Annotated in this window: 14 protein-coding genes; 11 read left to right on the top strand and 3 right to left on the bottom strand. The window is 58.3% G+C overall.

Going from position 1 to position 14,629, the window contains the following annotated elements:
* Nucleotides 1–211: 211 nt before the first annotated feature.
* From JAO82_RS02315 to JAO82_RS02300, 4 genes are read left to right on the top strand one after another with little or no spacing between them, the layout of a single operon-like run.
* Complete coding sequence (locus JAO82_RS02315) at nt 212–1,078, top strand: HpcH/HpaI aldolase/citrate lyase family protein (protein ID WP_198684708.1); 867 nt, start codon at nt 212–214, stop codon at nt 1,076–1,078.
* Nucleotides 1,075–1,620 (top strand): NnrU family protein, encoded by a 546-nt coding sequence (locus JAO82_RS02310; protein WP_198684707.1) that lies wholly within the window; start codon nt 1,075–1,077, stop codon nt 1,618–1,620. The genes JAO82_RS02315 and JAO82_RS02310 overlap by 4 nt, the downstream gene beginning before the upstream one ends.
* A 4-nt stretch (nt 1,621–1,624) precedes the next feature.
* Complete coding sequence (locus JAO82_RS02305; protein WP_198684706.1) at nt 1,625–1,828, top strand: DUF1737 domain-containing protein; 204 nt, start codon at nt 1,625–1,627, stop codon at nt 1,826–1,828.
* On the top strand, nt 1,828–2,859 hold the full coding sequence (locus JAO82_RS02300) for a MaoC family dehydratase (RefSeq protein WP_198684812.1): 1,032 nt from the start codon (nt 1,828–1,830) through the stop codon (nt 2,857–2,859). Before JAO82_RS02305 ends, JAO82_RS02300 begins: the two co-directional genes overlap by 1 nt.
* Here the strand turns inward: JAO82_RS02300 and JAO82_RS02295 are convergent.
* A complete protein-coding gene (locus tag JAO82_RS02295; protein ID WP_198684705.1) occupies nt 2,835–3,284 on the bottom strand; it encodes a PACE efflux transporter in 450 nt (149 codons plus the stop codon). The two genes, JAO82_RS02300 and JAO82_RS02295, sit on opposite strands and share 25 nt — an antisense overlap.
* Before the next feature lie 278 nt (nt 3,285–3,562).
* On the opposite strand from JAO82_RS02295, the gene sdhC reads away from it, so the two are divergent.
* The 5 genes from sdhC (at nt 3,563) to JAO82_RS02270 (ending at nt 8,998) form a co-directional block, all read left to right on the top strand.
* Nucleotides 3,563–3,952 carry a succinate dehydrogenase, cytochrome b556 subunit gene (sdhC, locus tag JAO82_RS02290; RefSeq protein ID WP_198684704.1) on the top strand — a complete coding sequence of 130 codons (390 nt, stop codon included), beginning with the start codon at nt 3,563–3,565 and terminating at the stop codon, nt 3,950–3,952.
* An 11-nt stretch (nt 3,953–3,963) separates the two neighbouring features.
* Nucleotides 3,964–4,335, top strand: a complete 372-nt coding sequence (gene sdhD / locus JAO82_RS02285) for a succinate dehydrogenase, hydrophobic membrane anchor protein (protein ID WP_198684703.1) — start codon at nt 3,964–3,966, stop codon at nt 4,333–4,335.
* Nucleotides 4,336–4,347: 12 nt separating this feature from the next.
* Nucleotides 4,348–6,153 (top strand): succinate dehydrogenase flavoprotein subunit, encoded by a 1,806-nt coding sequence (gene sdhA / locus JAO82_RS02280; RefSeq protein ID WP_198684702.1) that lies wholly within the window; start codon nt 4,348–4,350, stop codon nt 6,151–6,153.
* 62 nt (nt 6,154–6,215) lie between these two features.
* Nucleotides 6,216–6,995 (top strand): succinate dehydrogenase iron-sulfur subunit, encoded by a 780-nt coding sequence (locus JAO82_RS02275; RefSeq protein WP_198684701.1) that lies wholly within the window; start codon nt 6,216–6,218, stop codon nt 6,993–6,995.
* Between the two features lie 818 nt (nt 6,996–7,813).
* The gene (locus tag JAO82_RS02270) at nt 7,814–8,998 is read left to right on the top strand and encodes a type III PLP-dependent enzyme (RefSeq protein WP_198684700.1); all 1,185 of its coding nucleotides are present in this window, start codon (nt 7,814–7,816) and stop codon (nt 8,996–8,998) included.
* Between the two features lie 130 nt (nt 8,999–9,128).
* Here JAO82_RS02270 and JAO82_RS02265 read toward each other — a convergent pair whose 3' ends face one another.
* Both JAO82_RS02265 and JAO82_RS02260 read right to left on the bottom strand, forming a co-directional pair.
* Nucleotides 9,129–9,446: an H-NS histone family protein gene (locus JAO82_RS02265; RefSeq protein WP_198684699.1), complete on the bottom strand. Its 318-nt coding sequence runs from the start codon at nt 9,444–9,446 to the stop codon at nt 9,129–9,131.
* A gap of 106 nt (nt 9,447–9,552) precedes the next feature.
* Nucleotides 9,553–11,520, bottom strand: coding sequence for a methylmalonyl-CoA mutase family protein (locus JAO82_RS02260; protein ID WP_198684698.1), 1,968 nt, complete (start codon nt 11,518–11,520; stop codon nt 9,553–9,555).
* Between the two features lie 145 nt (nt 11,521–11,665).
* Here JAO82_RS02260 and JAO82_RS02255 point away from each other — a divergent pair, with 145 nt between their 5' ends.
* Both JAO82_RS02255 and ccrA read left to right on the top strand, forming a co-directional pair.
* Nucleotides 11,666–13,075, top strand: a complete 1,410-nt coding sequence (locus JAO82_RS02255; RefSeq protein ID WP_198684697.1) for a 1-acyl-sn-glycerol-3-phosphate acyltransferase — start codon at nt 11,666–11,668, stop codon at nt 13,073–13,075.
* 111 nt (nt 13,076–13,186) lie between these two features.
* Nucleotides 13,187–14,473, top strand: a complete 1,287-nt coding sequence (ccrA, locus tag JAO82_RS02250) for a crotonyl-CoA carboxylase/reductase (protein ID WP_198684696.1) — start codon at nt 13,187–13,189, stop codon at nt 14,471–14,473.
* Nucleotides 14,474–14,629 lie beyond the last annotated feature (156 nt).

Here is a 14,629-nt window from a genome sequence, read left to right as displayed (position 1 = left end):
GGGGCGCGCGCGCAAAACCAGCCGATGGGGCCGTTTTACGAAACTCAACTGTATCATCAACCGGCCCCGGATACGTGACGAATCGCTGGATCTGGCAGGATGTTTCAGAGGGATGGCGCAGATCCACGCTGCGTCGCGGCGTTTTTGTGCTTGAACTTTCTTGCAAGAAATGGCCTTTCGTAGCGCAAGATTGTATCAACAGGGGGGTCCCATGGATTATCGCACCCGTCTTTATCGTTCGGTACTCTACATGCCCGCCTCAAATGAGCGCGCGCTGGAAAAGGCGCGCGAGCTGCCGGTTGATGCGGTGATATTCGATTTCGAGGATGCTGTTGCCCCCGACGTGAAGCCGGACGCGCGCAAAACGCTGAAAGCCGCCTTGGCGCGGGGAGGGTACGGGCCGCGCATGCGTATTGTGCGGGTCAACGGGCTGGACACTGAATGGGGCCGGGCCGATGCCGAGGCAGTGCGAGACATGGAAACCGATGCCATCCTTCTGCCCAAGGTCGACAGCCCCGAGAAAATCGACGAATTGGCCGCAATCACCGGCGAATTGCCGATCTGGGCCATGATGGAAACACCACGCGGCATGCTGAACGCCTCTGCCATTGCGGCGCACCCAAAGGTTGCGGGACTGGTGATGGGGACCAATGATCTGACCAGTGAAATGAACGCCCGCTTTCGCCCCGACCGCAGACCGTTGCGCACGGCGCTGGATCTGTGCCTATTGGCGGCCAAGTCCGAAGGGCGGATTATCGTTGATGGGGTTTACAACTCGTACCGGGATACCGACGGGCTGGCCACAGAATGTGCGCAGGGGCGCGACATGGGGTTTGACGGCAAGACGCTGATCCATCCCGCCCAGGTCGAGGTGGCCAACCGGATCTTTGCGCCCAGTTCGGGGGAGATCGATCTGGCCCGCCGACAGATCGCCGCCTTTGAAGAGGCGCAAAAGCGGGGGCAGGGGCTTGCGGTGGTTGATGGCCAGATCGTCGAAAACCTTCATGTGGCGACCGCCCTTAAAACACTGGCGAAAGCCGCGGCAATCGAAGCCCGACAAGCGGAGCGCACGTCATGATTTATCTGATCCTTGGTTTGCTGCTGTGGAGCGGCGCCCATCTCTTCAAACGCGTGCTGCCGCAGCAGCGCGCCGCAATGGGCGATGCGGGCAAGGGGCTGGTCGCCCTGCTGGCACTGGGCGGTATCGTGCTCATGGTGGTCGGTTATCGCAGTGCCGACGTCGGCACGGTGTTCTGGGGCCGCCATCCGGCGACCGTAGGCATCGCCGATCTGCTAATGCTGTTGGCGGTCTATCTATTTGCGGTCAGCGGCATGAAGACCCGTCTGGCGCGTACCATTCGCCACCCCATGCTGACCGGGGTCAAGACATGGGCGGTGGCGCATCTTCTGGTAAACGGTGATGCGCCGTCACTGGTGCTGTTCGGCGGGCTTTTGGCTTGGGCCGTGGCCGAGGTAATCATCATCAACCGCTCGCAACCCTGGTCGCGCCCCGCCCCCGTACCAATGCGCAAGGAGATCATTGCCATTATCGCCACCCTGGTGGTTTATGGCCTGATTGCGTGGGTGCATACATTGTTGGGCTATTACCCGTTTGGATGAGAGCATGAAACTATACCGATTTTTGACTGCCGAAGATGATTCTGCCTTTTGTCATAAGGTCAGCGAGGCGCTGAGTAAGGGCTGGAGCCTGTACGGTGATCCGACCTATGCGTTCGATGCGCAGCACGGTGTGATGCGCTGCGGTCAGGCTGTGACGAAGGAAATATCAGGCGATTACAGTCCGGACATGAAGCTGGGGCAGCAATGATGGCAAAAACCAATCCGGGCCGCTTTTTCGAGGATTACGCGCTGGGCGATGTGATCACCCACGCGGTTCCGCGCACCGTTTCGGGGGGCGAGCGCGCGCTATACCATGCGCTTTATCCCGCACGCCATGCGCTGGCCTCATCCGATGCTTTCGCCCAGGCCTGTGGTTTGCCTGCCAGCCCGCTCGACGATCTGGCTGCGTTCCATGTGGTGTTTGGCAAGACGGTGCCGGATATTTCGCTGAACGCGCTGGCCAATCTTGGCTATGCCGAGGGGCGCTGGCTGCGTCCGGTCTGGCCCGGCGATACTCTGCGCTCGGTCTCCGAAGTGATCGGGATCAAGCAGAACTCGAACGGGAAATCCGGCGTGGTCTGGGTGCGCACCACCGGACTGAACCAACATGACGAGGCGGTTCTGGAATATGTCCGCTGGGTGATGGTGCGCAAAAATGACCATGATCTGCCGGCACCGGAAACCGTGCTGCCCGAACTGCGCAATACAGTCCCCGCCAATCGGCTGGTAATCCCCGAGGGGTTGGATTTCACTGACTATGACTTCGCCTTGGCGGGCGAGCCGCATCGCTGGGGCGATTACGAGGTCGGCGAGCAGATTGATCACGTCGATGGTGTCACCATCGAAGAAGCCGAGCATATGCTGGCAACGCGCCTATGGCAGAACACCGCCAAGGTCCATTTCGACGCGACCAATCGCGACGATGGCAAGCGGCTGATCTATGGAGGGCACGTGATTTCAATGGCGCGCGCGCTGTCGTTCAACGGTTTGGCGAACGCTCAGATGATCATTGCGCTGAATGGCGGAGCCCATGCCAACCCCTGTTTCGCGGGCGACACCGTGCGCGCGTGGTCCGAAGTGCTGGACAAGGCCGAAACCACGGCCCCTGGCGTCGGGGCGATCCGCCTGCGGCTGGTGGCGACGAAAGGGGGCGCTCCGTTTCAATTGCGTGGGGATGACGGCAAATACCTGCCCGACGTGCTGCTTGATCTGGATTATTGGGCCTTGATGCCGCTTTGATCCTTGTTGCGCAGCGCCGGAATCGGAAAGACGATATCATATCCCCAATTGAACACAAAAGCGTAGCACATGAAGAACAGGGCGTATCCCATATCCATGATCAAGGCATCGACCAGACCAATGCCGAGATACCACATGATGAACGGCAGCATCAGGATCATCAGACCGATCTCGAACAGGATTGCATGCAACGCGCGCATGGCCACTGTCTTGTCCAGTTGTCCACGGAACCTCAGCAACACATGATCGAATGCCAGATTGTAAAGATAGTTCCACAGCATCGCGAGCGTCGCGCCGAAAATCGCGATCACGCCCATGTTGCTCATGGGGGTGCTGAAAACCCATGTACCGGCCAGCGTGAACAATATCAGGCCGATGACCTCAAAGAGGATGGCGTGGCGGATGCGATCAAGGGTTGTGCGCACGATATTCTCCCGAATTGCTACTTTCGGGCCGCCCCGAACACCTGTCCCGAAAGAGGGAAATCGTCATTTTTTCCAGAAGGTCTAGGATGTGCAATCTTACATGACAAGCTTTGGGACATGGTGCGGCTAGTGGCCGCGAGATTCAATCAAGCACAGAATCTTTCTGATGAACCCGGCATCCCGCGCTATTCTATCGCGCCATTAATGCGGCCTTTCTATGTGACACTGTCGCAAAAAACGTTACACACATGACTAACCCTATCGGAAAGGAGCCTCCCATGTCCGACGGAAAAAAGATCGAGCGCCCGTTATCGCCGTTTATGCTGGGGCCGTATTATCGGCTGCAGTTGACGTCGATTACCTCGATCCTGACTCGGATTACCGGCAACGCCCTGGCGATCAGCGCAGTCCTGTTTGTCTGGTGGCTGCTGGCGGCAGCGACCTCGCCAGAAGCATTTGCACGCGCCGATGGCATCCTGACCAGCTTTATAGGCCATATCGCGCTGATCCTGTCGCTTTGGGGTGTATGGTATCACTATCTGGCGGGGCTTCGGCATCTGTACTGGGATACGGGGCGCGGATTGGATATTCCGACCGCTGAAAAGCTGGGCTGGGCCGTCATTGTCGGATCGGTGGTTCTGACCATCGTGACGATCATTGTCATCTGAAGGAGCGAGCCATGCGTTTTCTGACCGACCGTAAACGAGCCGAAGGCCGCGGGGCCGCAGGTTCCGGCACAGCACACCACTGGCACATGCAGATCAGCGCGTTCGGGCTGGCGTTGGTCGTGCCGGCCTTTCTGTACGTCTTTGGCAGCTCGCTGGGCAAAACCCATGCGGAAGTTCTGGACATTTTCAGCCGCCCGTTTCCTGCTGTTGTGACGGCATTGGTTCTGGTGGTGGGGATGATACATTTCCGCAAAGGCGCACAAACCATGATCGAGGATTACTCCGATGGTATCACCCGCAAGGTGCTTATCATGTCGGTAGCGGCGTTCAGCTATGCGCTGATCGCGACCGGGCTGTTTGCCCTGGCTAAAATCGCGCTTTGAGGAACTGAACGAATGGCAGCTTACGAATACGAGACCCATGAGTATGACGTGGTGGTGGTCGGTGCCGGTGGCGCGGGGTTGCGCGCAACGCTGGGCATGGCGGAACAGGGTCTGCGCACCGCCTGCGTGACCAAGGTGTTCCCGACCCGCAGCCACACGGTGGCTGCGCAAGGCGGCATTGCCGCGTCGCTGTCGAACATGGGCCCCGACAACTGGCAGTGGCATATGTATGACACGGTCAAGGGCAGTGACTGGCTGGGCGATACCGACGCGATGGAATATCTCGCCCGGGAAGCGCCTAAGGCGGTTTACGAGTTGGAACATTACGGTGTGCCGTTCTCGCGTACCGAGCAAGGCAAGATCTACCAGCGGCCCTTTGGCGGGCATACCACTGAATTTGGTGACGGCCCCCCGGTGCAGCGCACCTGCGCCGCTGCCGACCGCACCGGCCACGCCATTCTGCACACGCTTTACGGCCAAAGCTTGAAGCAACGCGCGGAATTCTACGTCGAGTATTTCGCCATCGACCTGATCATGTCCGAGGACGGGCATTGTCAGGGCGTTGTATGTTGGAAACTGGACGACGGCACCATGCACGTGTTCAGCGCCAAGATGGTGGTGCTGGCAACCGGCGGATATGGCCGCGCCTATTTCTCCTGTACCTCGGCCCACACCTGTACCGGCGACGGTGGCGGCATGGCCGTGCGCGCTGGGCTGCCGCTTCAGGATATGGAGTTCGTCCAATTCCACCCGACCGGTATTTATGGCGCTGGCTGTCTGATCACCGAGGGCGCACGCGGCGAGGGTGGCTATCTGACCAATTCCGAGGGCGAGCGGTTCATGGAGCGCTATGCGCCACAATACAAGGATCTTGCACCGCGCGACTATGTCAGCCGTTCGATGACGATGGAAATTCGTGAAGGGCGCGGTGTGGGCCGTAAGGGCGACCATATTCACCTGAACCTGTCGCATCTGCCGCCCGAGGCGTTGCACGAACGCCTGCCGGGGATCTCGGAAAGCGCTCGGGTCTTTGCCGGTGTGGACGTGACCAAGGAACCGATCCCGGTCTTGCCGACAGTACATTACAATATGGGCGGTATACCAACCAACTATTGGGGCGAGGCGCTGAACCCGACCCCGGAAGATCCTAATGCCGTGGTTCCGGGCCTGATGGCCGTGGGCGAGGCGGGCTGTGCTTCGGTGCACGGGGCCAACCGTCTGGGCTCAAACTCGTTGATCGATCTTGTGGTGTTTGGCCGGGCGGCAGCAATACGGGCCGGGCAGGTGGTGGATCACGAGGCTCCGAACCCGGAACCCAATCAGGCTTCGATTGATGCAGCCTTTGATCGCTTCGACCGTCTGCGCCATGCGAATGGCGGCACACCCACGGCGGAACTGCGCCTTGAAATGCAACGTGCCATGCAGGCCGATGCCGCTGTCTTCCGTACGGCGGAGACCCTCGCCGATGGCGTGCAGCGGATGACCGCGGTCGCTGACAAGACGGACGATCTGCACGTGACCGACCGTAGCCTGATCTGGAACAGCGATCTGATGGAAACGCTGGAACTGACCAACCTCATGCCCAACGCATTGGCCACAATTCATGGTGCCGAAGCGCGTAAGGAAAGCCGCGGCGCGCATGCCCGTGAAGATTACGCTGACCGCGACGACGAAAACTGGCGCGTGCATACCATTGCCCGGGTTCAGGGCAACTCGGTCGGCCTGTCCTTTCGTCCGGTCATAACCGAGCCACTGACCCCCGAATCCGAAGGCGGCATCGACCCAGACAAGATCGCGCCCCGCGCGCGGACCTTTTAGGAAGATGCGCGCGTATCCAGCATGGGCATGCCCGACATCCAATTCTTTCAGGAGGCAATAACATGGTCCAATTGACCCTGCCCAAGAACTCCAAGATGCGCACGGGCAAAACCTGGCCCAAACCCGAAGGTGCCAAAAATCTGCGCAAGTTCAGTATCTACCGCTGGACGCCGGATGATGGAGAAAACCCGCGCGTTGATACTTATTTCATCGATCTGGACGATTGCGGCCCGATGGTCTTGGACGCATTGATCAAGATCAAGGACGAGATCGACCCGACCTTGACCTTCCGCCGGTCCTGCCGCGAGGGCATTTGCGGATCCTGCGCGATGAATATCGACGGGATCAACACGCTGGCCTGTATCTACGGCATGGACGAGGTGAAGGGTGATATTCGCGTCTATCCACTGCCGCATATGCCGGTGGTGCGGGATCTGATCCCCGACCTCACGCATTTCTATGCCCAGCATGCCAGCATCATGCCGTGGCTGGAAACCAAGACCAACCGCCCCGCAAAGGAATGGAAGCAATCCATCGAGGATCGCAAGAAACTGGACGGGCTATACGAATGCGTGATGTGCGCGTCCTGTTCAGCGGCGTGTCCGTCCTATTGGTGGAACTCGGATCGCTACCTTGGTCCTGCCGCTCTTTTGCACGCCTATCGCTGGATCATCGACAGCCGGGACGAAGCGACCGGCGAGCGGCTGGACGATCTGGAAGACCCGTTCAAGCTGTATCGTTGCCACACGATCATGAACTGTGCCAAGACCTGTCCCAAGGGGTTAAACCCGGCCAAGGCGATTGCCGAGATCAAGCGGATGATGGTCGACCGGATGGTGTAACCCAAAGCCCGCTTTGCGCCGGTGGTGCCCGGAAGGTGGTGGCATCGCTTCCCTTGCAGTGGCCGCATTGCGGGTCTTCGATAATGGGGGATGTGCTGACCGCGTCTCGGGCCCATCTGGAAAGCATCGAGCGAAACACCACAAGCAGGAAAAGGCACATCCCCATGTCCTTCGAGACCAGACCAAACGAGACCTACGCTGAATATGCGCTGCGCACTCTTACCGAGTCGCTGGCCTATTTCTCGCAGCCACATGACTTGGTGCGAGGGGACGCAGCAACCCAGTGTTCGACGAATACCGACCTGCCGCAAGCGGGCTGAAAATTGCCAACCTCACATGGATGCGCCGCCAGTCTATTTCGGCGGCGCATTTGGGTTTGCGACGTTGCTCTGTACAGTTTTATTACAAAGGAATCGGCAGTAGTGGGGTGTTAAATGGTGGTCCTAATTGGCATCGTGATCACGTTGATCGTGGTTGCCTTGCTTGCGAATCCGGCCACCAGACAATGCCGATGGCGGGAATATCCTGACGACGAAGAATGTCTTTGGCGGTGCGCGGCATGTGGAGCCGAAACAACCGGTGCGCGCGGCGCGAAGCCAAAAGTGTGTTTAAGCAACATAAGCTGAGGCGCGAAAGAATATATGCGCGCCGAGGTCTATTCCCACTTGAACAGAATCGCGATTGGCCTCAAATGCGCTAACAAGACGCCAACGCACGCGCCTCTGTCTCAAGGGCGAAATCCCATGGTTACGTAGCGACGGTAACGTCTCTGATGGAAGTAAGCGGCCATATCTGGCCGGGTCTTTTGGAGATGACCAATGAACGCATACGTAACCGATTTGTCGGTGGCTAGTGGCATTGCGCCTGCTGCACAGAGCACCTCCCGCCTTGACACGTTTCTGCAAACCACCCAGTTTGACCGCCCGACTTTGGTTCTGGATATTGAAGCAGTGACCCGCCAGTATCACGCGCTGAAGGCGGGGCTGGGCCGCGCGCATATACATTATGCCGTAAAGGCAAATCCGCAGCGCGAGATCATTGAAGAGCTGGTGCATCTTGGCTCGGGCTTTGATGCAGCGTCGCGTGCCGAGATCGAACTGTGTCTGTCGCTTGGTGCTGCGCCAGATCACATCTCGTTCGGTAATACGGTGAAACGAGCCAGCGATATCGAATTCGCCCATCACGCCGGGATTACCCTGTTCGCTGCGGATGCCGAGGAAGAGCTGGAGAAAATCGCCAACCACGCGCCCGGCGCGCGGGTCTATATCCGCTTGATCGTCGATGCGTCACAGGCCGACTGGCCGCTGTCGCGTAAATTCGGCTGCGCGCGCGACAAGGCAATCACGCTGCTGAATATGGCTTTGATGCTTGGATTAAAACCGGTCGGGTTTTCATTCCATGTCGGAAGCCAGACCCGGCGCGCGGATATGTGGATCGCCACGCTGGATCAAATTTCTCAGATCTGGGCAGAGGCCCAGGCAGCTGGTCACGACCTGTCGCTGCTGAACATCGGCGGCGGTTTCCCGGCGTTTTACGGCGAAGAGATCGAGGCGCCGACCGCCTATGCCGCCAGTGTCTTGGCCCTGATTACCGAGCGCTTTGGCGACGTGCCTCAGATCATGGCCGAACCCGGCCGCGGCTTGGTCGCTGAGGCCGGAATGATCGCCGCCGAGGTGCTGCTGGTGTCGAAGAAGTCGGAGCGTGATTTGTTTCGCTGGGTATATCTGGATATCGGCAAATTTTCGGGGTTGGCCGAAACCATGGATGAAGCAATCCGCTATCAGTTTGTAACTGACCGCGATCATGAGGAAACCGGCCCGTGTATTTTGGCCGGTCCGTCCTGTGACAGCGCTGATGTGCTCTATGAAAAGCGGCCTGTATTGCTGCCGTTGGGCTTGCGGTCAGGTGATCGCATCCTGATCCGCAATTGCGGGGCCTATACCTCGACCTATGCTACGGTCGGTTTCAATGGCTTTCCGCCGCTGGATGTCGTGGTGATCTGATCTGCAAAGGCTCGGCAGGGGGCAACCTTGCCGATAATTTGCATCCTGCCCGCCATTTCTGGGCTGGGCTTTACAGATCATCATCCAAGCAGAACCCGATATACCCTGCCCGAGATCGGGCAGGGTCCTGTCAGATTTCGAGATCAGTCAAAGCGGTGCCTTTTTCCAAGGCGTCATGCACCCATTGCGGCCTGCGACCGCGGCCTGTCCAGGTCTGCTCTGGCTTTTCGGGGTTCCGATATTTGGGGGCAGCTTTCGGGCGAGCGCTGGAGCCTTTTTTTCCACCGACGAGATCTTCTAGGGGATAGCCGTATTCGGCGGCCGCACTTTCGGCTGCTTTTAATGCTTCGCGCCGATCCCGCTTTTCAGCGTCTTTTAACGCTTTCTCCACATCGATTTGCAATTGGAGCAATTCCTTGCGAGACATTGCGGTGAGATCTAAGGTCATAAGAGTCCTATTGATTTGGGAAGGTGGCAGAATCGCGTCATGCACGCATCATGGATTAGAAGCGCGCGCGGATCACTAGCAATTTTTCCAAACGAGAGTAAAGGTGTTATTGCGCCGCTACTGGATTCTGATCGATCAGCGCAACAAGATCCATCATGATGGTATTCAGCTCGAAATCTTTGGGCGTATAGATTTTTGCGACCCCCATTTTTCTCAGCCGTCTGGCGTCTTCTTCGGGAATGATACCACCGACAATCACCGGTACATGGCCCAGGTCCGCGTCGGCCATTCGCTCCATCACCTCTTTTACCAAAGGAATGTGGCTGCCTGACAGGATGGAAAGCCCCAGAACATGTGCGTTTTCGTCTATTGCGGCGTCGACAATTTCTTCGGGGGTCAGGCGAATGCCTTCATAGGCGATGTCCATTCCAATATCGCGCGCGCGCACGGCAATCTGTTCTGCACCATTGGAATGCCCATCAAGTCCGGGTTTGCCCATCAGCAGTTTCATTCGCCGCCCCAATCGGTCGCTGACCGCGTTTACGGCATCGCGCAATTCATCCAGACCTTCGGTGCGGTTCGACATCGATCCCGACACGCCGGTTGGCCCACGATAGGTGCCGTGAACGGCGCGCATCTGATCAGCCCATTCACCAGTGGTGGCCCCGGCCTTGGCGGCAGCGATTGAGGGCTCCATAATATTTTGCCCGGCCTTCGCAGCCGCGCGCAGGTCGGCCAGCGCGGCCCGCACTGCCGCCTCGTCGCGCTGGTTGCGCCAAGCGCTCAGCCGGTCGATCTGATCCTGTTCGGTGGCCGGGTCCACGACCATAATGCCGCCATCCTCGCTCATCAAAGGCGAAGGTTCGGTGGTGGTAAACTTGTTGACGCCGACGACGACGGTTTCGCCCGCCTCGATCCGCGCCAATCGGTCAGAATTGGATTCCACCAGCCGCGATTTCATGTATTCGATCGCTGAAATTGCCCCACCCATGCTGTCGAGATTGGCCAATTCGGCCCGCGCGCCTGTTTTTAGCGCTTCAACCTTTGCGTCGACGGCGGGGTTGTTTTCAAACAAATCATCATATTCCAGAAGATCGGTTTCATAAGCGAGAATTTGCTGCATTCGCATCGACCATTGCTGATCCCAGGGTCGTGGCAGGCCAAGTGCTTCGTTCCAAGCGGGCAATTGAACCGCCCGCGCCCGCGCTTTTTTAGACAGCGTCACCGCCAGCATCTCAATCAGGATGCGATAGACGTTGTTTTCGGGCTGCTGTTCGGTCAGGCCCAGCGAATTGACCTGCACGCCATAACGGAAGCGGCGGAATTTTGGGTCGCTGACACCATAGCGGGTTTCGCAGATTTCATCCCAGAGATCGACAAAAGCGCGCATCTTACACATTTCGGTGACGAAGCGGATGCCGGCGTTGACAAAAAACGAAATTCGCCCGACAAGCACCGGGAAATCCGCTGCTGCGACGCGTGGGCGCAATTCGTCCAGCACAGCGACCGCCGTCGCCAGAGCAAAGGCCAGTTCCTGTTCCGGCGTCGCGCCGGCCTCTTGCAGATGATAGGAACACACATTCATCGGATTCCATTTTGGAATATTCCGATAACAATATTCGGCCACATCCGCGATCATCTTGAGGGACGGCTTTGGCGGGCAGACATAAGTGCCGCGCGACAGATATTCCTTGATCAGGTCATTCTGTACCGTCCCCTGCAATTTCGAGACGTCGGCGCCCTGTTCCTCGGCCACCGCAATATACAGCGCCAGCAGCCAGGGTGCGGTGGCGTTGATCGTCATCGAGGTATTCATCTGTTCCAGCGGAATATCGTCGAACAGGGCACGCATATCACCCAGATGGCAGACCGGAACGCCGACCTTGCCGACCTCGCCGCGCGACAGGATGTGGTCACTGTCATAGCCGGTCTGGGTCGGCAGGTCGAAGGCAACGGAAAGGCCGGTCTGGCCTTTGGCCAAATTGCCCCGATACAAGGCATTGCTGGCTTTGGCGGTGGAGTGTCCGGCATAGGTGCGGATCAGCCAGGGGCGGTCCTTCGTGGTCTGTGTCATCGCGGCCTCATGGATCGGTCGGGCAATAATCTGTCTCTGCTGCCCTCTAAAGCGCAATTTATAGAGCCTGTCAATTCGCTGCGTCGCGGCATATGCGGGCATCTATACGATTGTCGGCGCCTACATATCGTGACAGTTTGGCGCCATGATGCGCACCGTGGAAATGCCGCTTTGGCTGCTGATTCTGATTTTGCTGTTCGCGGCGGTCACTTTTGCCTCGCATTTCCTGTTTCCTTCGGTGCGCTGGTTCTTTCGCCGCCGCCTTGAGCGCGCGGTGGAGCGGCTGAACAAGAGTCTGGAGCGCCCAATTCAGCCGTTCAAACTGGCCCGCCGCCATGACATGATTCAGCGGCTGATCTACGATCCGCAGGTCAGTCAGGCGATTGCCGATCACGCCCATGCAAAAGGCATCCCGGAAAACGTGGCCTTTGAGGATGCCCGGCGATATGCGCGCGAAATTGTCCCGTCTTTTTCCGCCTCGGCCTATTTCGGATTTGCGATCCGCGCGGCGCGGGGGCTCAGCAATGCGTTATACAATGTGCGTCTGATTCATCATGACGAGCCAGCCCTAAGGGCAATTGCGCCCGACGCAACGGTTGTTTTTGTGATGAACCATCGCAGCAATATGGATTACGTGCTTGTCACTTATCTGGCGGCGGAACGTTCAGCCCTGTCTTATGCGGTGGGCGAATGGGCGCAGGTCTGGCCACTGAGTCGGTTGATCCGCGCGATGGGTGCCTATTTTATCCGTCGCAAAACCCCCGACCCACTTTATAGCAAGGTGTTGGCCCGCTACGTCAAGCTGGCGACGGATGCAGGGGTGACACAGGCCATGTTTCCCGAGGGCCGCCTGAGCCTGTCAGGCGCGTTGATGCCCCCCAAACTGGGCCTGCTGCGGTACATCATCAATGATTTCGATCCCGAGGGGCGCGATGTGGTCTTTGTGCCAGTTGCCCTGAACTATGATCGTGTGCTTGAAGACCGGGTTCTGGTCACCGCCGCAAAACAAGGCGGGCGCTTTCGGGCGCGGATCGGGGTGATCGCGGCAAAATCGCTGAAGTTGTTGTGGTTGCGATCGCTTGGGCGCAAGCATCGGTTCGGCCATGCCGCAGTGAGCTTTGGCGCACCGATTTCCCTGCACGGATTGCGCGCAAAAACGCAGGGCGATCTGACGATCCCGCTGGCCCGTTCTCTGAACCGGCGGATCGGTGCCATCGTTCCGGTGTTGCCGGTTCCATTGATCTCGTGGTTGTTTCTGAGCCACGGCGCGATGACGCGGTCGGAGCTGGCCGAAGCGTTTTCTGGGTTGATGGAGCGGATGCCTACGGCAAATATCCAGTTGCCCGACGGAGATCCCAACAAAGCGATCACTGTCGCTCTGGCCCATTTGGTTGGGCGCGGTTTCCTGAGTGTCGAAAAAGGCGTCTACCACCCCATGTCCGATCAGGCAGAGCTGTTACAATTCTACGCCAACTCAATCCGGCACCTGATCCCAGGACAGGATGATAAGGGCGCTGCATCTTCAAGAAAGACCGTGGCGCAGGTTGGGACATAAAATTACAATAAGCGGCAAGCTACCTGTTGCAATATTGCGTGATGGTTCATATTCCTTTTACAATAGTCGCGATTCTGCATCGCGGCATAGTGTTGAACAAAGGAGGCCATCATGGCTTTGGACACTCACGGCGATATTGCGCCCTATGAGGCGCCAGAAAAGGATCTGTACGAGATCGGCGAGATTCCTCCGCTCGGTTATGTACCAAAGCAGATGTACGCATGGGCCATCCGCAAGGAGCGCCACGGCGAGCCTGACACTGCCATGCAACAGGAAGTGGTGGACGTGCCTGAGCTCGACAGTCAGGATGTGCTGATTCTGGTGATGGCGGCGGGCGTCAATTACAATGGCGTCTGGGCTGCCTTGGGCAAGCCGATCAGCCCGTTTGACGGCCACGGACAGCCCTATCACATTGCCGGATCGGATGCTTCGGGCATTGTCTGGGCGGTGGGCGACAAGGTCACACGCTGGAAGGTTGGCGACGAGGTCGTGGTGCATTGCAACCAGGATGATGGTGACGACGAGGAGTGCAACGGCGGTGATCCGATGTATTCGCCCAGCCAGCGCATCTGGGGATATGAGACGCCGGACGGGTCGTTCTCGCAGTTTAGCCGCGTGCAAAGCCAACAGTTGATGCCGCGCCCCAAGCACCTGTCATGGGAAGAATCGGCTTGCTACACACTGACGCTGGCCACCGCCTATCGCATGCTGTTTGGCCACGAACCCCACGATCTGAAGCCCGGTCAGAATGTGCTGGTTTGGGGCGCATCGGGCGGCCTTGGCTCCTATGCAATCCAGTTAATCAATACAGCCGGCGCCAATGCGATCGGAGTGATCTCGGACGAAAGCAAACGCGATTTCGTGCTGAATCTCGGAGCCAAGGGCGTCATCAACCGGCGCGATTTTGACTGCTGGGGCCAGTTGCCCACGGTGAACACGCCCGAATACGGCACCTGGCTGAAAGAGGCGCGCAAGTTCGGCAAGGCGATCTGGGACATCACCGGCAAGGGTGTCAACGTTGACATGGTCTTTGAACATCCCGGCGAGGCGACGTTTCCGGTCTCGACGCTGGTGGTCAAAAAGGGTGGTATGGTGGTGATCTGCGCCGGTACCTCGGGGTTCAACCTGACCTTCGACGTGCGGTATATGTGGATGCACCAGAAGCGCCTTCAGGGCAGCCATTTCGCACATCTCAAACAAGCCAGCGCAGCCAACAGGCTGATGCTAGAACGTCGCCTTGACCCCTGTATGTCCGAAGTGTTCTCGTGGCCCGATCTGCCGCAGGCGCATATGAAGATGCTGCGCAATGAGCACAAACCCGGCAACATGTCGGTGCTGGTGCAGGCGCCCACCACCGGTCTGCGGACCATGGAAGAGGTTCTTGAGGCACGATCCTGACCCATTTTTTTGGAAGGATCCCGACCCGCCCGCGAAGCCCCGAAACTCTTCGCGGGCGGGTTCTATTTAGATATTCGTCTGAGTAATAACAGGCACTTACAAGGTCAGACCTCACTATTTCAGGGGAAGTGAAAGCGGTGAATGTCCAGCGCACTC

It is taken from the genome of Pontibaca salina (assembly GCF_016307205.1).
GTDB classification, from domain to species: Bacteria; Pseudomonadota; Alphaproteobacteria; order Rhodobacterales; family Rhodobacteraceae; genus Pontibaca; species Pontibaca salina.
This window is presented reverse-complemented; position numbering and strand designations above follow the sequence as displayed.